Consider the following 18,900-nt stretch of genomic DNA (forward strand, 5'->3'; position numbering starts at 1 on the left):
CGCGGCATCACACGCCGCTACCCCCGCGCCTTGCTCCAGTCGGGCACGACCGCTCCCGACACGCCCTCGAAGGCGCCGTCGACGAGCTCGAACACCAGGATGCGGGCGGCGTCGACCGGGCCCGGCATGGTGACGCGCCCCTTGGGGACCGGCTTGAAGCCGACGCGGCTGTAATAGGGCTCGTCGCCGACCAGCAGCACCAGGCGGTGACCTCGCTCCTTGGCGTCCTTCAGCGCGCGCTCCATCAACAGACGGCCGATGCCGCGGTCCCGGAACGGCGGCTCGACGGTGAGCGGCCCGAGCAGCAGCGCCGGCGTCTCGCCGACCAGCACAGGCAATTGCCTGACCGAGCCGACCAGCAACGTGCCGATGCGAGCGGTGAAGGACAGTTCGAGCAGATGGTCGACGTGCTCGCGGATGCGGTAGGCGCTGAGCACGAAGCGGCCGGGGCCGAAGGTGCGCTCGTGCAGCCGTTCGATCGCCTGGGCGTCGCCGGCAGCTTCGGGAAGGATGGTGAGCGAGAGATCGTTCATGTCGGCATGCGTCTTCGAGCGAAGTGGACCCGGGTTCGCGTCATGAAAACGCGTCAATGAGGGGAGCGGGATAACATCTCGGAGGGCTGCGGTCCATCGGGCTCATACCGGGCCGAACTGCCGGCCGGGCTGCGGCTGAGGATGGTCGCGAAGCTCCAGTCCGGATAACCGATACTGCGCAGCTTGTCCGCGAGATAGCCATCGGTTGCACGGGCGAGACTGGTGTCGAGCCCCTGCCAACGGCCAACGCGGCGGTTGATCTCACCGCCATGTCGCAATCAACGGCGTGCCATCCAGCACTTCCACGATTCTTTGCCGCGTGCCCGGCGTGGTGCCCTCGGGCAGCGCATTGATCGCGAAGAACCCGCATTCGACGATCTCGTGGTTGGGCTCGGGCAGGCGATCCTGCCTGAACTGCCTGACGACGTAGACCGCGACGTGGTCGCGGCGGGAGACGTGACTGTTGAGGAAGATGCCGTGCAGCGCGGCGTCTGCGGTGAGGTCGATGTCGCCCTCCTCCTTGAGCTCGCGCCGCATCGCCTGCTCCATGGTCTCGCCGAGATCGACGCCGCCGCCGGGCAGATACCAGCCGGAGATGTAGCTGTGCCTGACCAGGAACACCCTGTTGTCGGAATCCAGCACCACGGCGCGAACGCCGAGGGTCATGCCGCGAACGAGCAGGAAATAGGCGTGGAAGATTCGCCGCAGCAGCGGCTCGAACTTCCGTCGGATGCGGTTCAGACGATCTCCCATCAGGTTCTCTTTGGTCCCCTCTTCAGGCTGCGCTTGCGCAGTCCTCGCGACCTTGCCATTACAGCGGAGCAATAGCGAGGCAATCGCGCGCCATGGCTTCCTTCACGCTCGCCCATCTGTCCGACCCGCATCTGCCGCCTTTGCCGAAGCCGCGGCTGATCGAGCTCGCCGGCAAGCGCGTATTCGGCTACGTCAACTGGACGCGCAACCGCCACAAGTACCAGCGCCGCGAGGTGCTCGACGCACTCGTTGCCGACGTCAAGGCGCAGGCGCCCGACCACATCGCGGTGACGGGCGATCTCGTCAATCTGGCGCTGGACGCGGAGTTCGCGCCGGCGCGCACCTGGCTCGACGGCGTCGGCCCGCCCGACCGCGTCACCACGATTCCCGGCAACCACGACGCCTATGTCCGCGCCACCTATCATCGCTTCGGCGAGACCTTTGCGCCCTATCTTGCAAGCGACAACGGAAGCGCCGGCTTTCCGGCCCTGCGCCGGCGCGGGCCGCTCGCGCTCATCAGCCTGTCCACGGCGGTGCCGACCCTGCCGCTGATGGCGACGGGCACGCTCGGGCGCGCTCAGCTCGCAGCGCTCGAACGAGTTCTCGAGCGGCTCGCGACCGAAGACGTCTTCCGCGTGCTGCTGGTGCATCATCCGCTAAAGTCCGATGCGCGCCACAAGCGAATGACGGACGCGGCCGATCTGCTGGCGCTCTTGAAGCGCCACGGTGTCGAGCTGGTCCTGCACGGCCACGACCACATTCATTCGACGATGTGGTTCGAGGGCCCCAACGGCAACATTCCCGCGATCGGCGTGCCGTCGGCGTCCGCGCTCGCACACGGGCGCTACCCGGCGGCGGCGTATAATCTGTTCACGATCGAGAAGGACAATGCCGGCTGGCGCTGCGAGCAGACGGTGCGCGGGCTCGGGTCCGGATTTCAGATTGGGCAGATCAAGCATGCGAGGTTGGTTTGAGGCCACTGTCATTCCGGGGCGCGCCGAAAGGCGCGAGCCCGGAATCCATTCAGCCGCATACGCTGTGGCCCGATGGATTCCGGGTTCGCGCTGATGCGCGCCCCGGAATGACGGCGGTGGGAAATTCACCAGCTCCGCAAGGCCGCCAGAACGGCGAAGCCGAACAAGGCGGCGGCGCCGAGGATGAAGCCGAACACGAACGGCCAGACGCGCGAGCGCGCCGGCCGCTCCGCGGCCTCCGGCTTCGGCTCGGGCAGGACCACCATCGCATGCTCGCGCTCGATCATGCGGCGGGCGACATAGTCGGTGACGGCCTCGACGATCACGGACGTGTCGTGCGATTCGGCGAGCACGATGCGGCCGAAGCGGGTGTCCTGGACGAAGCGATACATCCGCTTGTCGCGCCCCATCATGATGTGCGCGACGACGTCGATCCAGAGTCTGGGCGTATCGCCCTGGCTGATGCCGCGGTCGAACAGGTCGATCTGCTCGGGCACCTGTGCAAACAGGGGATCGAGCGCGTCGTTGAGGATCTCGAGCCGCGCCACCTCGGCATCGCGCAAATCGACGACGACGCCGGTCCGGTCGGCGGCCTCGATCCGCGCGCGCAGCAGCGCGTCGCGCAGCCGCACCGGGCGCGGCTGGCTGGGATGGGTCCCGCTGGTCTCGGGCTCTGACATTGTCGGCCTCGTCCTCACTTGCCTCCATTAACCTATCAGCAACCACACCCTCCGCAAAGGGTCCACAATTCCAGATACTTACGGCACCCACAGCTGTCTCACCTGTGCCAAAAACAGACGATCCCACCCGGCTTGCGCCGGATGGGACCCTCCGTCCTTGGACGTCTTCTTAGATTTTCAGGCAGCCGTCAGGCCGAGACGCGCGACGGCTCTTCAACGATGGAGAAGCGGACGCCGGCCTTGTGGCGGTTCTCTTCCGAGACCGTACGCCAGGCATCTTCGGCTTCCTTGCGGGTCTTGAACGGCCCCTGCACCTGGGCCGAGCCTTCCACGAGCTTGTGGAAGTTCATCGAGCCGAACTCGCCGCCGATCACCCAGAAATTGCTGCCCTTGGTCATTGTCAGTCTCCTGTTGAGGTGCGTGACCAGTCCGGGCTCCGAGGGGACCCCGGACTGATCAATTCCGCCGTTAGCCGAACTGGTTCATCGTGTTGTGCGCGCCGCCCGCCTTCAGGGCGGCCTCGCCGGCGAAGTACTCCTTGTGGTCGTCGCCGATGTCGGAGCCGGCCATGTTCTGATGCTTCACGCAGGCGATGCCCTGACGGATCTCGGCGCGCTGGACGTTCTTGACGTAGCCGAGCATGCCCTGCTCGCCGAAGTACTCCCTGGCCAGATTGTCGGTCGAGAGCGCCGCGGTGTGGTAGGTCGGCAGCGTGATCAGGTGGTGGAAGATGCCGGCACGCTTGGCCGAATCCGCCTGGAAGGTGCGGATGCGCTCGTCGGCTTCCTTCGCCAGCGGCGTGTCGTCATATTCCGCCTTCATCAGCTCGGCGCGGTTGTACTTGCTGACGTCCTTGCCGGCTTCCTTCATCGCGTCGTAGACCTGCCAACGGAAGTTGAGGGTCCAGTTGAACGACGGCGAGTTGTTGTAGGCCAGCTTGGCGTTCGGAACCACCTTGCGGATGCGATCGACCATCTTGGCGATCTGCTCGATATGCGGCTTCTCGGTCTCGATCCAGAGCAGGTCGGCGCCGTTCTGGAGCGAGGTGATGCAGTCCAGCACGCAGCGGTCCTCACCGGTGCCCGGGCGGAACTGGTAGAGGTTGGAGGGCAGCCGCTTCGGACGCATCATCTTGCCGTTGCGGTTGATGATGACGTCGCCGTTGCGGGCGTTCTCCGCGGTGATTTCCTCGCAATCGAGGAAGCTGTTGTACTGGTCGCCGATGTCGCCGGGCTTGTGGCTGACGGCGATCTGCTGCGTCAGGCCAGCGCCGAGCGAGTCGGTGCGGGTCACGACGACGCCGTCTTCGACGCCGAGCTCGAGGAAGGCGTGGCGGCAGGCGCGGATCTTCGCCAGGAAGACGTCGTGCGGCACGGTGACCTTGCCGTCCTGGTGGCCGCACTGCTTCTCGTCCGAGACCTGGTTCTCGATCTGGAGCGCGCAGGCGCCCGCTTCGATCATCTTCTTGGCGAGCAGGTAGGTCGCCTCCGCGTTGCCGAAGCCGGCATCGATGTCGGCGATGACGGGCACGACATGGGTCTGGAAGCCGTCGATCTTCTCGATCAGCTCCTTCTCGCGGGTCTTGTCACCTTCCTTGCGGGCCTTGTCGAGGCTGCGGAAGATGTCGTTGAGCTCGCGCGAGTCGGCCTGGCGCAGGAAGGTGTAGAGCTCTTCGATCAGCGCCGGCACCGAGGTCTTCTCGTGCATCGACTGGTCGGGCAGCGGTCCGAACTCGGAGCGCAGCGCCGCGATCATCCAGCCCGAGAGATACAGGTAGGTGCGATCGGTCCTGCCACCGAAGTGCTTCTTGACCGAGATCAGCTTCTGCTGGGCGATGAAGCCGTGCCAGCAGCCGAGCGACTGGGTGTACTTGGTGGGGTCGTTGTCATAGGCCGCCATGTCGGCCCGCATCAGCGCCGCGGTGTAGCGGGCGACGTCGAGGCCGGTCCTGAAGCGGTTCTGCAGGCGCATGCGCGCGACGGCCTCGGCCGACACCCCGTTCCAGGTCGGCTGGGTCTCGAGGAGCGCCTTCGCTGCATCGATCTCGCTCTGATACGAGGCCGGCGCCTGGAAAGTGCTGATGCCACGGGGCTGGTAGTTCATGTGCCTGATCCTTTCGCTGACGATGGCGATGGCTGGCCATCGACATTCTTGACAGTGCATTGCGAAATGCGTGTCACGACGTAAACGCGAAAACGGAAACTTCGTATAGATGGCTTGTTTTTTATTGGTGATGTCATGTAACATCAGAACATGTAATAGATGTTATTTTGTAAAGTTTGTAAATTATAGGTCAGCGAGACTGTCCTTAATGGCCTTGGAGATCTGAAGAATGCCCGCCGAATCCGGGAAGAAACTGTTCGTCGGTCCGCGCTTCCGGCGGATCCGGCAGCAATTGGGCCTGTCGCAGACCCAGATCGCCGAGGGGCTCGGGATCTCGCCGAGCTACGTCAACCTGATCGAGCGCAACCAGCGCCCGGTGACCGCCCAGATCCTGCTGCGGCTGGCCGAAACCTACGACCTCGACCTGCGCGACCTCGCCACCGCCGACGAGGACCGATTCTTTGCCGAGCTCAACGAGATCTTCTCCGATCCCCTGTTCCGCCAGATTGACGTACCCAAGCAGGAGCTGCGCGACCTCGCCGAACTCTGTCCCGGCGTCACCCACGCGCTGCAGCGGCTCTACGCGGCCTATACCGAGGCCCGTCAGGGCGAGACGCTGGCAGCCGCGCAAATGGCCGACCGCGACGTCGGCACGCGCTATGAGGCCAATCCGGTCGAACGCGTGCGCGAGCTGATCGAGGCGAACCGCAACTATTTTCCAGAACTCGAGCAGGCCGCGGAGACGCTTCGCGACGAGCTGAACGTGCCGGCCGAAGGGCTCTACGCGGCCCTTGCCGCGCGCTTGCGCGAAAAGCATTCGATCCAGACCCGCATCATGCCCGTCGACGTGATGCGCGAGACGCTGAGGCGCTTCGACCGCCACCGCCGCCAGCTCCTGATCTCGGAACTGGTCGACCCGCCCGGCCGCGCGTTCCAGCTCGCCTTCCAGCTCGGCCTTGGCGAATGCGCGCAGCAGCTGGAGACCATCATCAACCGCGCCGGCCCGCTCGACGACGCGCCGCGGCGGCTGTTCCGCATCACGCTCGGCAATTACTTCGCAGCGGCCGTGATGATGCCCTACCCGGCCTTCCTCGCCGCAGCGGAAGCGCTGAACTACGACATCCATGTGCTGGCGCAGCGCTTCAATTCCGGCTTCGAGCAGGTCTGCCACCGCCTCACCACCTTGCAGCGGCCGAACGCGCGCGGCATTCCGTTCTTCCTCCTGCGCGTCGACAATGCCGGCAACGTCTCCAAGCGTTTCTCGTCCGGCACCTTCCCGTTCTCGAAATTCGGCGGCACCTGCCCGCTGTGGAACGTGCACTCGACCTTCGACACGCCGGATCGCCTGCTGAAACAGGTGATCGAGCTCTCCGACGGCACGCGCTATTTCTCGATCGCGCAGATGGTGCGCCGCCCGGTCGCGCCGCACCCGCTGCCGCAGCCGCGCTTCGCCATCGGCCTCGGCTGCGAGATCCGCCACGCCGCGCGCCTCGTCTACGCCGCCGGCATGGACCTGGAGAAGACGGAAGGCACGCCCATCGGCGTCAACTGCCGCCTCTGCGAACGCGAAAACTGCGCCCAGCGCGCCGAGCCGCCGATCACGCGTACGCTGATCCTGGACGAGACGACGCGGCGGGTGTCGAGTTTCGCGTTCTCGAACGCGCGGGAGTTGTGAGGGCGAAGGCTCGCGCTTGGCTTTAGATGCAGCCACAAACTCGCTGTCGTCCTGGCGAAGGCCAGGACCCATAACCACCGAACTATCATGCAAGCGCAGGTGGCGGCCACGCGTCGCAAAACTCCTCCCTGGGGTAATGGGTCCTGGCTTTCGCCAGGACGACATTGGGAGGCAGCGATCCGTCCAACTACGCCAGCGTATGCACGATCACCGGCCCCGCGGCGGCGCGCGCGTCGCCGGCGAGCAGCGGGCCGAGATCCTTCTCGATCCAGGCGATCGCGCGCCGGTTCGCCTCCTCCGCCTGCTCGAACTTGTCGAAGATCGAGATCGCTGTGACCGTGTCGTCGCCGGCATAGACGACGTAATAGGCGCGGAAACCGTCGACGTCGCTGATGATCGGAACGGCGCCGTCCTTGATGCGGCGCGCCAGCTCCTCCGCGCTCCCGCTTTTCGCCTTGGCCTGACGGATGGCGGCATACATGGCTTCCTCCTCCCGGCTATTGATGTGGGCTTTGTGCCCGGACTTGATGTTACGCCGAAGCGCGGGGCCCGGATACCCTCCTTGGTTAACCCGGCACTAATCCGTCTGCGCGATCTGCAACCAATGGTTAAGCACGCCTCAACATCGCTGCCCTAGTCTCGCCCCACTCACTTTTCGCAAACAACGGTGGCTTATTCTGCCGGGCGAAGTGACATCAGGGGGTTCATCATGCGCATTGCGTTGCTGCTGACCGCAACCATTGTCGGCGCGCTTTTCGCCAGTCCATCCAATGCCGGATCGCTCGATGCATCCGCCGAGGCAGCGCAGGCGCTGCCGCCGGGCTTCCAGAGCTACCGCGGCTACATGTTCGACCTGTCGGAGAATTCCGATCGCAAGGATGTCGACAAGCTCACCGACAATCTGAAGCGCCAGATCGACGTCGTCGAAGGCGCCGGCCTCTCTCCGCGCGTGCTGCGCTTCTTCCATACCGTTCCGATCGTCGCGAGCGAGCTGGCCTGCCTCGACGAAGGCGCCGCGACCGCATGCTACGGCAGGGTCACGCCGGACATCCAGCGCACCGCTCCTCGGACGCTGACGGTCTGGGACCCCAACAAGCAGCGCTGGACCAATCCGAATGCCATCGACCTCGCCGTCGATTCGGGGCTCGGCGTGATTATGCTGCGGCCGGACATGATGCGGTACGAGAAGGAGGCGGTGCTGCTGCACGAACTGCTGCACGCCTATCACGCGCGCCTGTTGCCGGACGGCTACGCCAACAAGGGCGTGATCGGCTATTATGCCCTGGCCAAGTCCAAGGACCTCCTGCCCAAGGAATCCTATGCGCTGAAGAATCCCATGGAGTTCTTTGCCGTGACCGCCAGCATCTTCCTGGCCGGAAAGAGCGAATTCCACGATCCCAAGTCGCGCGAGACGCTCAAGGAGAAGATGCCGGACTATTACAAATACCTGGTCGGCGTGTTCGGCTTCGACCCCGACCCGACTGCGTCAAGCGGCCCGGTGGCCTCGCTGAAGTGAGGCGGACCTAGCCCATCTGCACCAACCAGGCAAAAAGCCGCGCAAAATGCGCGGCTTTTCTTGTTTTGGGTCCCGGAAGCTGCGGATGACGCCCGGCCGGGAATTGCCAAGGCGGGGCCCGATCTGCATAGTCCCGCCCGCATCGATACTGTTTTCAAGGGGATAGAAGAACATGGCGGACGCCGACCTGGATGTCGTGATCCGGCAACTGGCCAGACAGCTGCATACGGGCCTGATGACCCGCGCCAAGGAGCGGCGGGATCGCTTCAACGGCCTTGCGGCCAAGGCCAAGGGCAAGGAGACCGGCGACCGCTTCAAGATGATGGCCAAGGCCACCATGGAGCAGGCCACCGCCGCCGCCAAGCGCCTCCAGATGTCCGCCGACAACGTCGCCGACAGCTACGCACGATCGATGCGAATCGCTGCCAGCACGCCGATCGCGGCGAAGGTGGAGAAGAAGGCGAAGGAAGAGAAGCCGGCGAAGAAGGCGGCCAAGGCGAAGAAGGCGAAAGCCAAGAAGGCGAAGTAGGCGCGCCTGCGCCCTTCACCTCTCCCCGCTTGCGGGGAGAGGTCGGATCGCCTCGGCGATGCGAAGCATCGTCCGGTGCGATCCGGGTGAGGGGGGACCGGTCTCTCGACAGCCTCATGCGTGGAGAGAGCCCCTCTCCCCGTAAGAACGGAGAGGGAGACAACTCCCCTCACCGCCGCGGTGCTGAAACCCGGGTCGGCTCGGCGCTGGCGAGTTCGGCAAGCTTGGCGCGCGCCGCCTCGCGCGTGCGGGCATCCTTGCCGGCGGGAAGCGCGAGAGCGGCTTCGAAATCGGCGCGCGCATCGTCGGCCTGGCCGCGGGCGAGGAACGCCAGGCCACGGTCGAGCCGGGCCTGCGCATCGGAGGGGGCGAGACGGACCGCCGTGTTGTAGCTCAGGATGGCGCGATCGAGATCGCCGGTGGCGGCGAGCGCAAGACCGCGCTGGTGATAGGGCGCGGCGAGCTTGGGATCATGCGCGATCGCCTCGTCGTAATCCGCAATGGCGAGCTCGAGGTCGCCGTTCTGCCGGCGCGCCTCCGCGCGGTCGCGATAGAGCGAGGCGCGATTGGGATTGAGGTGAATGGCCTCGTCGAAATCCGCGATCGCCCGCCGCCAGTCGCCGTGGCGCAGCGCGATCCGCCCGCGCCCTTCATAGGCAAAGGCGATCAGAGAACCGCGGAGCGGCGAGAAACCGATCACGGCCGCGCAGATGTCGGGCTCGTCCTCGTCCCCGCAATTGACGACCATATGCGTGGACAGGCCGATCAGCACGCCCAGGACGATCAGCAATGGTACGGCAGCTCTGGTCATCTTCGACGGTGACCGGCGACGGGCCGGCCACGCATCCCCTTTCGAAGGAAGTGTCACGGCGAGGTGTTAGCACCGGCCGGGACGATCCTGTGTGCGCCAGGTCACAAAGCAGCGCGCAAATCCTTGCCGGTTCCGGATTAGCCCCAAGGCCCACGAGAAGGACCTTGCGAAGGACCACGCCAAGGACCGCGCGAAGATGAGCGGCCCCACGGGCTCGCCGGCGGATAGTTCTCGTTGGCGCCGACCGACGGCGCCGCCTGCGCGCCGAGCTCGGCCGCGAGCTGCTGGAGCGCCGCGATGCGGTTCTGCGTCGAGGGATGGGTGGCGAAGAGATTGTCCACGCCGTGGCCCGACAGCGGATTGATGATGAACATGTGCGCGGTCGCGGGATTTCGTTCGGCCTCGAAGTTCGGGACCTGATGTGCGGCGCCCTCGATCTTCACCAGCGCCGAGGCCAGCCACATCGGCTGGCCGACGATGCGCGCACCGAGATTGTCCGCGGCATATTCGCGGGTGCGGCTGATCGCCATCTGCACCAGCATGGCGCCGAGCGGAGCGAGGATCATCATCAGGATCGAGCCGACGATGCCCGGGCCGTTGTTGTTGTCGCGGTGGCCGCCGAAGAACATGCCGAACTGCGCCAGCATCGAGATCGCGCCCGCGATGGTCGCGGTGATCGTCATCAGCAGCGTGTCGTGGTGCTTGATATGCGCAAGCTCATGCGCGATCACGCCGGCGAGCTCCTCGCGGCTGAGCTGGTGCATCAGGCCGGTGGTGACGGCAACGGCGGCGTTCTCCGGATTGCGGCCGGTCGCGAACGCGTTGGGCTGCGCCTCGTCCATCAGGAACACGCGCGGCATCGGCAAGCCCGCGCGGCCCGCAAGCTCGGCGACGAGACCGACCAGTTCCGGCGCGGTCGAACGGTCGACCTGATGGGCGCCGTACATCGAGAGCACCATGCGGTCGGAGTTCCAGTAGGTGAAGAGATTGGTCGCCGCAGCAATGACGAGCGCGATCATGGCGCCGGAGGCACCGCCGATCAGATAGCCCACGCCCATGAACAGGGCGGTGAGGCCTGCGAGCAGCATTGCGGTACGAAGATAGTTCATGGCCGTCTCCTGAACCGGCCGCGGGCGAGCCTCCAGCCGGCGTCTTCGAAGTATGAATGCCGCCGGGCAACGCAAGGGTTCATGCGGCGCGGAGCCGCAGCTATAGGGCCGCGCGGCCAGCCTTTCACCCGTCGCTAAAGCTTGACCGGGATTTGCGCAAAAACACGCGCGGACGCTTAGCAACCTGGAAAGCTCAGCGTCGGCTTAATCCGCGATAACCGGGCACGCTGCGCGGCCCTCGCGCATTGACCGGTTCCGTTGGCTTCCCGTCAACCAGGTGACCGTCATGGTAGACCGCTTACGCGCCGCTTCCATCGACCCCGCATCCACTCCTTCCCCTCACGAGACCAAGACCGACGCGAAGGGATTACAGGAGGCGCTGCACGAGCAGCTGTTCGCCGATGACGAAACCGGCCACGCATGCGAGGCGCAGACGGCGCCGGAACCAGGGCCGCGCTGGCCGCATCTGCGACGCGGCGCCAAGATCGCCATTGGACTTGCCATCATCGCCGTGTTCGGCTGGCTGCCGCTGCGTGCTATCTGGGAGTATTCGAGCGTCGAGGCGGTGCTGAATTCTCGTCTCGTCACCCTGCGCACGCCGATCGGCGGCCGCGTGGTCGCCGCCCAGCCCATTACCGATCAGGCCAAACTTGACGCCGGAACCGTGCTCCTGCGCGTCGTGAACTCGCGCGGGGATCGCACCCGGCTCGACGATCTGCGACGGCAGAAATCGCGCCTGGAGATCGAGCGGCCGAGCGTTGCCGCCAAGCTTGCCGCGGCCCAGGCAGCCCAAAAGGATTTGGCGCGGCAGGCCACGCAATTCCGCGAGGGACGCGTGCTTCAGCTCGAGGCCCGCATCGCCGAGATCCAGACCTCGATCGAGGCGGCGGCAGCGCGGCGGGACGAAGCCAGCGCCGCCGTCGAGCGCGCATCCTCGCTCGCGAAGTCCGGCAATGTCTCGACGGTCGAGCTGGCGCGGCTGACGCGCGAGCTTTCCGTGGCACAGCAAACCGAGCTCGGTGCGCGCAAGCGGCTGGATGCCGCGAAGGTCGAGCTCACGGCGGCACAGAACGGCTCGTTCCTCGGCGACAGTTATAACGACCGCCCGAGCTCGGTGCAGCGCGAGGAGGAGATGCGTCAGCGCGCCGGCGATCTCGAGGCTGATCTCGCGCGCACCGACACCGAGATCGCCTGGCTCGCCAACGAGATCATCATCGAGGAGGCCCGCTTCGCCGATCTGTCCGAAGCCAACATCACGACACCCGTTGCGGGCCGCGTCTGGGAGATGATGACCTCGCCGGGCGAGGACGTGCAGGCCGGCCAACCCCTGCTCAAGATCCTCGATTGCAGCGGCGCCGTCATCACGGCCAATGTCACCGAGAACGTCTACAATCGCCTGCAGCTCGGCGACCGCGCCAGCTTCGAGCCGAATGACGGCGGCGAGCCGATCTCCGGCACCGTGGTCAATCTGACCGGCGCCGCCGGCGCGCCCGCCAATCTCGCCATCAATCCGGATGCCCTGAGCAAGGAGCCCTATCGCGTGACCGTGGCGCCTGGCGATGCCGCTGCCCACGCCTGCACCGTGGGGCGCACCGGCCGCGTTGTGTTTGCCCGGCGCGAGACCGCGCCGTGATGACGGCGTTGACGCCAGGCCTGATTACGCTCGGCGCCTTCATGGCGGTCGTGCCGCTGCTCCGGCGCGACAGCACGATGGCGCGCTCGTTCCTGGCCGTCGTGTCGCTGGTCTTCCTGCTCCGCTATCTCTATTGGCGTGTCACCGCGACACTCCCACCACCGCATCTGACGGCGGACGCCGTGATCGGTTATCCCTTCATGCTGCTGGAGGCGGCCTCGCTCGTCGCGGTCGCATTGTCCCTGCTGTTTCTGAGCCGGACCCTCGACCGCACAGGTGCGGCCAGGATAGACGGCCGAGCCATCGATCCACACGCGCCGCTGATCGACGTCTTGATCTGCACTTACAACGAGGAACGATCCATCCTCGAGCGCACGATCATCGGCGCGACCGGTATGGAGTACGGCAATTATCGCGTCTGGGTGCTCGACGACGGAAGGCGCCCCTGGCTGCGGCGCCTCGCGAGCGAACTCGGCTGCCACTATCTCGCGCGGCCCGACAACCACCACGCCAAGGCAGGCAACATCAACCATGCGCTCAAGCACGTCGGCGCCCTGCCGGAACGACCGGATTTCGTGGCCATTCTCGACGCGGACTTCGTGCCGCGGCCCGACTTCCTCGCGCGCACCATCTCCCTCATGGACGACGCTTCGGTCGGCGTGGTGCAGACGCCGCAGCACTTCATCAATCCCGACCCGATCCAGACCAACCTCGCTGCAACCGATGTATGGCCCGACGAGCAGCGCTTCTTCTTCGACATCCTTCTGCCGGCGAAGGACGCCTGGGGCGTCGCCTTCTGTTGCGGCACCTCATCGCTCATTCGCTACGCCGGGCTGGTGCAGATCGGCGGCTTTCCAACCGACTCCGTCACGGAAGACTACCTCGTCACCCTTCGCCTGAAGGAGCGCGGCTTCAACACCATCTATCTCAACGAACGATTGACGATCGGACTCGCGCCCGAGGGGCTGAAGGAATACATCACCCAGCGTGCGCGCTGGTGCCTCGGCCTGATGCAAATCGTGCGCGGCCGCAGCGGACCGTTCTCGCAGGACTCGAAGCTGTCCTTTATCGACCGGCTCTCGCTGGTCGATGCCTTCATGAGCTGGTCTGCGGTCTACACGTCGAAGGTCGCGGGACTGATGGTGCCCTGGCTGTTCCTGCTGTTCGGCATCAAGGCGGTGCAGGCCGATCTCACCGAGCTGTTGCGCTTCTTCCTGCCGTTCTACGTCTGGCACGGGCTCAGCATGGCCTGGCTGTCACACGGCCGTTCGCTCGCCATGATGACGGACGTCTCGCAACTCATTGCCGCGCCCGCGGTGCTCAAGGCGGTGGCAGCCGGCCTGTTGAAGCCGAAGGGACACAAGTTCAAGGTCACGGCGAAGGGCGGCGACCGCGACAGGAGATTTGTCGAATGGCCGCTGCTGCGGATCTATGGCTGCGCACTCCTCATCACGCTGGCGGCCATTGCCTATGCCTTCATCCTGCACCTGCGCGGCGAGAACATCGCGTATGGCGGACTGGCCCTGGCCTGGAGCCTCTACAACGCGCTCATCCTCACCGTGGTCTGCTTCGTCTGCATCGAGCAGCCACGCAAGCGCAAGGCGGAGCGCTTCGATCGCAATGAGCCGATCCTGTTGCGTCAGGACGGCAAGTGGCATCTGGCGCGGCTCGCCGACATCTCCATTACCGGCGCCCGGCTGATCGATCCCGATCCGCCGGCACCCGGCAGCACGATCGACTGCCGCATCTATGGCCGCTCGATCGCGGCCATCGTTGTGCGACGAACCACGGACGGATTCGCGGTGCGGTTCGAGGAAGGCATGGATACGCGCGTGCATGCGATCCGGGCGTTCTATGCCGGCGAGTATGTCCGCGCCTATCAGGGCGTCAGGGCGCTTCCAGTCGGAAAAGCGCTGCTGATGCGTCTGTTCGGCTAGGCTGGCGCGGCATCCGCTCCCTCGCATTCCGCTTATTGGCATGGCATGGAAAGGATGGCCTGAGGCCGTCACTTCACCTAGACTTCAAGCGAATCCACGCCTTCCCTCCCCGCCGGAACCCCAATGGTCCAGACCCGATTTGCGATCGCAACCGTCGCGCTCCTCGCATGCTCCGCCACTGCCTCCGCCCAGTTCGCGCCGCCGCCCGCAAGGCCTGCGGCGCCCAAGGCCACCGCGCCCTCGCCGCGCGCGGCCTCGTGCCACAATGGGGCGAGCTTCGATCGCTTCCTGGCCGACGTGAAACAGCAGGCGGTGGCCGCCGGCGTGTCGCAGCGGACGATCGCGGAGGCTTCGCCCTACCTCGTCTACGACCAGGGCATCGTCAACCGCGACCGCGGCCAGCGCGTGTTCGGCCAGCTCTTCACCGAGTTCGCCGGCCGCATGGCCGCGCCCTATCGCATGCAGAACGGCCAGCAGCACATCAAGGCCCACGCAGCTGCCTTCGCGCGCGCCGAAAAGGAATATGGCGTGCCGCCGGCGGTCATCGCCGCGTTCTGGGGCCTGGAGAGCGACTTCGGCGCCAACATGGGCAACCTGCCGACGCTGAAATCGCTGGTGTCGCTCGCCTATGACTGCCGCCGCTCGGAGATGTTCGTGAACGAGACCATCGCCGCGCTGAAGATCATCGACCGCGGCGATCTCACAGCCGACGAGATGATCGGCTCCTGGGCCGGCGAGCTCGGACAGACACAGTTCCTGCCCGTGCATTACGTCAACTACGCCGTCGACTATGACGGCGACGGACGGCGCGATCTCCTGCGCAGCGAGCCCGACGTGATCGGCTCGACCGCGAACTACATCGCCAACGGCTTGAAGTGGCGGCGCGGCGAGCCATGGCTGGAGGAGATCAAGGTGCCGCAGAACCTGCCGTGGGAGCAGACCGATCTCACCGTGCAGCAGCCGCGCTCGAAATGGGCGCAGTTAGGCGTGACCTATCCCGACGGCCGGCCGCTGCCGAACGACAATCTCGCGGCGTCCGTGCTGCTGCCGATGGGACGCTTCGGGCCGGCTTTCATGGCATATGCGAATTTCGCCGCCTACACCGAGTGGAATAACTCGCTGATCTACTCGACCACCGCGGGCTATCTCGCCACCCGCATCGCGGGCGCCGCGCCGATGCGCAAGCCGGCGGCGCCGGTCGCGCAGCTGCCATTCAATGAGCTCAAGCAATTGCAGCAGCTACTGGTCCAGGCCGGCTTCAATGTCGGCAAGGTCGACGGCGTGCTCGGCCAGCAGAGCCGCGCCGCCGTGAAGGCGATGCAGATCAAATACGGCCTGCCGGCCGATTCCTGGCCGACCGCGGAGCTGCTCGCGCGCATGCGCGGCAGCACGGCGCAGGCGCAGCCAGCGGGGGTGGTGCGGTAGCCCCTGCGCGCCCTCATGCCCTTGAGAGCAAAATCATCGCATATGGCGGCGAGAGTTCGCCGGAAGAGCTCGGCCTGCATGGTTCGAGACGCCCGCTTTGGCGGGCTCCTCACCATGAGGGTCTAATCTTTCGCCGCAGAACGTGACCTCATCCTGAGGGCCCGCCATAGGCGGGCGTCTCGAAGGATGGGCCGCGGGCAATAGAATTTTCGCACCGCAAAAGCGGCTCCTGCGATTGTATTTTTCCATGACGTTCCCATGTGAGTGGATCAGGTTTTCTCCTGAGATTCCTCACCATTGAAGCGAGCATCACATGTCCTTCTACGACGCCGTCGTCCCCGCCTATTTGCAGATGCTGAACAGCCTCACCGGCCTGCTCACGAAAGCCGAGGCGCATTGCGCGGCCAAGAAGGTCGACCCGAGCGTCCTGCTCGGCTCCCGCCTGTTTCCGGACATGCTGCCGCTGTCGAAGCAGATCCAGCTCGTCAGCGACTTCGCCGCCAAGGGCTGCGCGCGGCTGACCCATAGTGAGGTGCCCTCGACGCCCGACACGGAAAAGACGTTTGAGGAGCTGAAGCAGCGGCTGGCCAAGACGATCGACTACGTCAAGTCGTTCAAGCCCGCGCAGTTCGAGGGCGCCGACACCAAGGACGTCACCTTCCCGGCCGGCCCCGACAAATCCATCACCATGAAGGGCCAGCAATTCCTCAGCGCGTTCTCGCTGCCGAACTTCTATTTCCACGCCACGACCGCGCACGGCATCCTGCGCCACAACGGCGTCGAGATCGGCAAGCGCGATTTCCTCGGCGCGAGCTGATTTGCGAAATCGCACGGCCGCGATAGCCGAAATCCGCTGTCGCGGCCAAGATTGCACATGAATTATGCTACGCGGGCGTTGCCGCGTAGCTCGCCTGCACTTTCCGTATGGCTCCTCCCTTGCGCTGATTGCCGCGATGCACAAGTGTTCCGGACCTCTCACCGCCTGGAAGCACTCCCATGAGCCGTTCGACCAAATTGTTTGAGACCTACAAGCTCGGCCCGATCACGCTGGCCAACCGCCTCGTCATGGCGCCGCTGACGCGCAACCGCGCCGTTCCCGGCACGTTCGTCCCCGGCGCGCTCGCCGCCGACTATTACGGCCAGCGTGCGTCCGCGGGCCTCCTGATCACCGAAGCGAGCCAGGTTTCGCAGCAGGGCCAGGGCTACCAGGACACCCCCGGCATCTACTCCAAGGACCAGGTCGCCGGTTGGCGCAAGGTCACCGACAAGGTCCATGAGCGCGGCGGCAAGATCTTCATCCAGCTCTGGCATGTCGGCCGCATCTCGCATGTCGCGCTGCAGGCGAATGGCGCAGCGCCGGTTGCGCCGAGCGCGATCCGCGCCAAGGGCAAGACCTTCGTCAACGGCACCTTTGCCGACGTCTCCGAGCCGCGCGCGCTCGAGCTCTCCGAAATTCCGGGGATCATCGACGACTTCAAGCGCGCCACGAAGAATGCGCTGGAGGCCGGCTTCGACGGCGTCGAGATTCACGGCGCCAACGGCTACCTGCTCGACCAGTTCGCCAAGGACGGCGCCAACAAGCGCACCGACGCTTACGGCGGCTCCATCGAGAACCGCGCGCGGCTGATGCTCGAGGTCTCCAGGGCGGTTGCCGCCGAGGCCGGCACTGAGCGCACCGGCATCCGCATCTCGCCGGTGACGCCCGCCAACGACGTCTCCGACAGCAATCCGCAAGCCTTGTTCGATCACATCGTCGACGGCCTCAGCGCGCTGAAGCTGGTCTATCTCCACGTCGTCGAGGGCGCCACCGGCGGGCCGCGCGACTTCGCACCGTTCGACTATGCGTCCTTGCGCAAGCGCTTCTCCGGCGCCTACGTCGCCAACAACGGCTACGACTTCGATCTGGCGACCAAGGTGCTGGACGCGAACGCGGCCGATCTCATCGCCTTCGGCAAGCCGTTCATCTCCAACCCCGACCTTGTGGAGCGGCTGAAGCAGGGCGCGGCGCTGAACGACTGGGACAAGAACACGTTCTACGGCGGCAGCGCGAAGGGCTACACCGATTACCCGACGCTCGAAGCGGCGGAAGCGGCGCAGTAGAGGCTGCGCGCCTTCCACGCCATCATTGTGAGCGAAGCGACGACACGATCCAGACCGGCTCGGTGGAGATCGAGCTGGATCGGCGTCGCGTCCGCCGCGGGCCGCGGAAACGGCGTCACCGACCCTCGCGGTGGATACGCGCGATGAGAGTCGCCCGATTGGGCGTCTGTAGCTTCTCGAAAACATGGTCGAGGTGTGAGCGGACGGTCCAGTAGCTGATCCCCAGCTTCCGGGCGATGATGCCGTCCGTCAGGCCGTCGGCGACCAGACCGACGATCTGGTTCTCCCGATCCGTTAGTTGCGGCAGGCGGTGGCCTGCTGCCGTGCTGGTGCTGTGCACGTCCTTGGTCGCGCGCAGGAGGATCGGCTGCAGCAAGGTCAGCAGCGCCACTTCGCGAGATCCGACGGGGGCCCGGCCGGGAGCACGCCAGAAGCGAAAGTCGCCGACACTCGTGTCACCGTCGTAGAGGTGGAGATCGATACCATCCGTCGTCTGGTGGACGCGCAGGAATTCATTGAAATATCGCGTGCGCTCGAGCTCGGTTCGGTTGATGACCGAATAGATCGGGGTCGGCCCGCGACGGGAGCGCAGCCGTGGCGAAATCGGATCGCAACGCTGAAACTCCTCGACATAGGCGCGCGCCATCTCCACTCCGCGTCCGGAGCATGCCGGATTCTCGTAGCGGCCGGTTCGCTGATTCCACCGCGTCGTTCCAATGAAATCCATCGCCAGCAGGCGCTTTAAATCCGCAGCGATATCCGGCATGGCCAAAAGCCAATCGGGTCGCAGGGGCTGCAGAAGCCCTTCGCCGACGCGTTTCAGCAGCGTCACTTCGCGCGCAGAAAGTGAAATCGCCATCACCACCCCATGCCATCATCGTGAAGCCGGGCATCCCAGAAAACAGGGATAGGCGACCGATACCTTGGAACATAGGGTTCAACCCGTCAAGCACGGGCAATTTCGCGAACATCCGCGTGCCTGACGGGTGCGCCTTGCACGTGGGGTCGCATGCAGAGCGTACGCCTCTGCTGCGCAGGCCCCCGATGAGACGCGCGCTCTTCAAGAGCGAAGCGCCGGAGATGTGAACGGCGAAGTCTGTTGCAGCCGGGTCGAAGGGGAAA

Annotated in this window: 18 protein-coding genes; 9 read left to right on the plus strand and 9 right to left on the minus strand. The window is 65.4% G+C overall.

Going from position 1 to position 18,900, the window contains the following annotated elements:
• Positions 1 to 17: 17 nt before the first annotated feature.
• Positions 18 to 533 (minus strand): GNAT family N-acetyltransferase, encoded by a 516-nt coding sequence (locus tag ACVWW6_RS40055; RefSeq protein WP_011085246.1) that lies wholly within the window; start codon positions 531 to 533, stop codon positions 18 to 20.
• Positions 534 to 794: 261 nt separating this feature from the next.
• A complete protein-coding gene (locus ACVWW6_RS40060; RefSeq protein ID WP_011085245.1) occupies positions 795 to 1,286 on the minus strand; it encodes an NUDIX domain-containing protein in 492 nt (163 codons plus the stop codon).
• A gap of 92 nt (positions 1,287 to 1,378) precedes the next feature.
• Here ACVWW6_RS40060 and ACVWW6_RS40065 point away from each other — a divergent pair, with 92 nt between their 5' ends.
• Positions 1,379 to 2,260, plus strand: coding sequence for a metallophosphoesterase family protein (locus tag ACVWW6_RS40065; RefSeq protein ID WP_011085244.1), 882 nt, complete (start codon positions 1,379 to 1,381; stop codon positions 2,258 to 2,260).
• 125 nt (positions 2,261 to 2,385) lie between these two features.
• Here the strand turns inward: ACVWW6_RS40065 and ACVWW6_RS40070 are convergent, their stop codons facing one another.
• From ACVWW6_RS40070 to ACVWW6_RS40080, 3 genes are all read right to left on the minus strand, one after another.
• Positions 2,386 to 2,940, minus strand: a complete 555-nt coding sequence (locus ACVWW6_RS40070; RefSeq protein ID WP_038967399.1) for a hypothetical protein — start codon at positions 2,938 to 2,940, stop codon at positions 2,386 to 2,388.
• Positions 2,941 to 3,128: 188 nt separating this feature from the next.
• Positions 3,129 to 3,338, minus strand: coding sequence for a DUF4170 domain-containing protein (locus ACVWW6_RS40075; RefSeq protein WP_018323282.1), 210 nt, complete (start codon positions 3,336 to 3,338; stop codon positions 3,129 to 3,131).
• 70 nt (positions 3,339 to 3,408) lie between these two features.
• Entirely contained in the window at positions 3,409 to 5,043 is a 1,635-nt protein-coding gene (locus ACVWW6_RS40080) for an isocitrate lyase (RefSeq protein WP_038967398.1), read from the minus strand.
• A 229-nt stretch (positions 5,044 to 5,272) separates the two neighbouring features.
• Between ACVWW6_RS40080 and ACVWW6_RS40085 the strand changes: the two genes are divergently transcribed.
• Positions 5,273 to 6,718 (plus strand): helix-turn-helix domain-containing protein, encoded by a 1,446-nt coding sequence (locus tag ACVWW6_RS40085; RefSeq protein WP_011085241.1) that lies wholly within the window; start codon positions 5,273 to 5,275, stop codon positions 6,716 to 6,718.
• A 187-nt stretch (positions 6,719 to 6,905) separates the two neighbouring features.
• On the opposite strand, the gene ACVWW6_RS40090 is transcribed toward ACVWW6_RS40085, so the two are convergent.
• Positions 6,906 to 7,199 carry an antibiotic biosynthesis monooxygenase gene (locus ACVWW6_RS40090; RefSeq protein WP_027543691.1) on the minus strand — a complete coding sequence of 98 codons (294 nt, stop codon included), beginning with the start codon at positions 7,197 to 7,199 and terminating at the stop codon, positions 6,906 to 6,908.
• 228 nt (positions 7,200 to 7,427) lie between these two features.
• Between ACVWW6_RS40090 and ACVWW6_RS40095 the strand changes: the two genes are divergently transcribed.
• On the plus strand, positions 7,428 to 8,234 hold the full coding sequence (locus tag ACVWW6_RS40095; protein ID WP_060910827.1) for a hypothetical protein: 807 nt from the start codon (positions 7,428 to 7,430) through the stop codon (positions 8,232 to 8,234).
• Between the two features lie 172 nt (positions 8,235 to 8,406).
• Entirely contained in the window at positions 8,407 to 8,763 is a 357-nt protein-coding gene (locus tag ACVWW6_RS40100; protein ID WP_028175045.1) for a hypothetical protein, read from the plus strand.
• 169 nt (positions 8,764 to 8,932) lie between these two features.
• Here ACVWW6_RS40100 and ACVWW6_RS40105 read toward each other — a convergent pair whose 3' ends face one another.
• Positions 8,933 to 9,574 (minus strand): tetratricopeptide repeat protein, encoded by a 642-nt coding sequence (locus ACVWW6_RS40105; RefSeq protein WP_028175046.1) that lies wholly within the window; start codon positions 9,572 to 9,574, stop codon positions 8,933 to 8,935.
• Between the two features lie 137 nt (positions 9,575 to 9,711).
• Complete coding sequence (gene htpX, locus ACVWW6_RS40110; protein ID WP_028175047.1) at positions 9,712 to 10,683, minus strand: zinc metalloprotease HtpX; 972 nt, start codon at positions 10,681 to 10,683, stop codon at positions 9,712 to 9,714.
• Between the two features lie 286 nt (positions 10,684 to 10,969).
• Here htpX and ACVWW6_RS40115 point away from each other — a divergent pair, with 286 nt between their 5' ends.
• The 5 genes from ACVWW6_RS40115 (at position 10,970) to ACVWW6_RS40135 (ending at position 17,778) form a co-directional block, all read left to right on the plus strand.
• Entirely contained in the window at positions 10,970 to 12,316 is a 1,347-nt protein-coding gene (locus ACVWW6_RS40115) for an HlyD family secretion protein (protein WP_456682703.1), read from the plus strand.
• Positions 12,316 to 14,253 (plus strand): glycosyltransferase, encoded by a 1,938-nt coding sequence (locus ACVWW6_RS40120; protein WP_456683233.1) that lies wholly within the window; start codon positions 12,316 to 12,318, stop codon positions 14,251 to 14,253. Before ACVWW6_RS40115 ends, ACVWW6_RS40120 begins: the two co-directional genes overlap by 1 nt.
• A gap of 123 nt (positions 14,254 to 14,376) precedes the next feature.
• Positions 14,377 to 15,678: a lytic murein transglycosylase gene (locus tag ACVWW6_RS40125; protein WP_456682704.1), complete on the plus strand. Its 1,302-nt coding sequence runs from the start codon at positions 14,377 to 14,379 to the stop codon at positions 15,676 to 15,678.
• Positions 15,679 to 15,991: 313 nt separating this feature from the next.
• Positions 15,992 to 16,495, plus strand: coding sequence for a DUF1993 domain-containing protein (locus ACVWW6_RS40130; RefSeq protein ID WP_011085233.1), 504 nt, complete (start codon positions 15,992 to 15,994; stop codon positions 16,493 to 16,495).
• Between the two features lie 179 nt (positions 16,496 to 16,674).
• Entirely contained in the window at positions 16,675 to 17,778 is a 1,104-nt protein-coding gene (locus tag ACVWW6_RS40135) for an alkene reductase (protein WP_060910824.1), read from the plus strand.
• Positions 17,779 to 17,893: 115 nt separating this feature from the next.
• Here the strand turns inward: ACVWW6_RS40135 and ACVWW6_RS40140 are convergent, their stop codons facing one another.
• Positions 17,894 to 18,637, minus strand: coding sequence for a helix-turn-helix transcriptional regulator (locus ACVWW6_RS40140; RefSeq protein ID WP_028175053.1), 744 nt, complete (start codon positions 18,635 to 18,637; stop codon positions 17,894 to 17,896).
• Between the last annotated feature and the right edge of the window lie 263 nt (positions 18,638 to 18,900).

Source organism: Bradyrhizobium sp. USDA 3311, assembly GCF_054062495.1.

What these genes read in the sequence shown, in the direction of transcription:
- ACVWW6_RS40055 (WP_011085246.1), bottom strand. Translation starts at nt 533, where the DNA reads ATGAACGATCTCTCGCTCACCATCCTTCCCGAAGCTGCCGGCGACGCC.
- ACVWW6_RS40060 (WP_011085245.1), bottom strand. Translation starts at nt 1,286, where the DNA reads ATGGGAGATCGTCTGAACCGCATCCGACGGAAGTTCGAGCCGCTGCTG.
- ACVWW6_RS40065 (WP_011085244.1), top strand. Translation starts at nt 1,379, where the DNA reads ATGGCTTCCTTCACGCTCGCCCATCTGTCCGACCCGCATCTGCCGCCT.
- ACVWW6_RS40070 (WP_038967399.1), bottom strand. Translation starts at nt 2,940, where the DNA reads ATGTCAGAGCCCGAGACCAGCGGGACCCATCCCAGCCAGCCGCGCCCG.
- ACVWW6_RS40075 (WP_018323282.1), bottom strand. Translation starts at nt 3,338, where the DNA reads ATGACCAAGGGCAGCAATTTCTGGGTGATCGGCGGCGAGTTCGGCTCG.
- ACVWW6_RS40080 (WP_038967398.1), bottom strand. Translation starts at nt 5,043, where the DNA reads ATGAACTACCAGCCCCGTGGCATCAGCACTTTCCAGGCGCCGGCCTCG.
- ACVWW6_RS40085 (WP_011085241.1), top strand. Translation starts at nt 5,273, where the DNA reads ATGCCCGCCGAATCCGGGAAGAAACTGTTCGTCGGTCCGCGCTTCCGG.
- ACVWW6_RS40090 (WP_027543691.1), bottom strand. Translation starts at nt 7,199, where the DNA reads ATGTATGCCGCCATCCGTCAGGCCAAGGCGAAAAGCGGGAGCGCGGAG.
- ACVWW6_RS40095 (WP_060910827.1), top strand. Translation starts at nt 7,428, where the DNA reads ATGCGCATTGCGTTGCTGCTGACCGCAACCATTGTCGGCGCGCTTTTC.
- ACVWW6_RS40100 (WP_028175045.1), top strand. Translation starts at nt 8,407, where the DNA reads ATGGCGGACGCCGACCTGGATGTCGTGATCCGGCAACTGGCCAGACAG.
- ACVWW6_RS40105 (WP_028175046.1), bottom strand. Translation starts at nt 9,574, where the DNA reads ATGACCAGAGCTGCCGTACCATTGCTGATCGTCCTGGGCGTGCTGATC.
- htpX (WP_028175047.1), bottom strand. Translation starts at nt 10,683, where the DNA reads ATGAACTATCTTCGTACCGCAATGCTGCTCGCAGGCCTCACCGCCCTG.
- ACVWW6_RS40115 (WP_456682703.1), top strand. Translation starts at nt 10,970, where the DNA reads ATGGTAGACCGCTTACGCGCCGCTTCCATCGACCCCGCATCCACTCCT.
- ACVWW6_RS40120 (WP_456683233.1), top strand. Translation starts at nt 12,316, where the DNA reads ATGACGGCGTTGACGCCAGGCCTGATTACGCTCGGCGCCTTCATGGCG.
- ACVWW6_RS40125 (WP_456682704.1), top strand. Translation starts at nt 14,377, where the DNA reads ATGGTCCAGACCCGATTTGCGATCGCAACCGTCGCGCTCCTCGCATGC.
- ACVWW6_RS40130 (WP_011085233.1), top strand. Translation starts at nt 15,992, where the DNA reads ATGTCCTTCTACGACGCCGTCGTCCCCGCCTATTTGCAGATGCTGAAC.
- ACVWW6_RS40135 (WP_060910824.1), top strand. Translation starts at nt 16,675, where the DNA reads ATGAGCCGTTCGACCAAATTGTTTGAGACCTACAAGCTCGGCCCGATC.
- ACVWW6_RS40140 (WP_028175053.1), bottom strand. Translation starts at nt 18,637, where the DNA reads ATGGCGATTTCACTTTCTGCGCGCGAAGTGACGCTGCTGAAACGCGTC.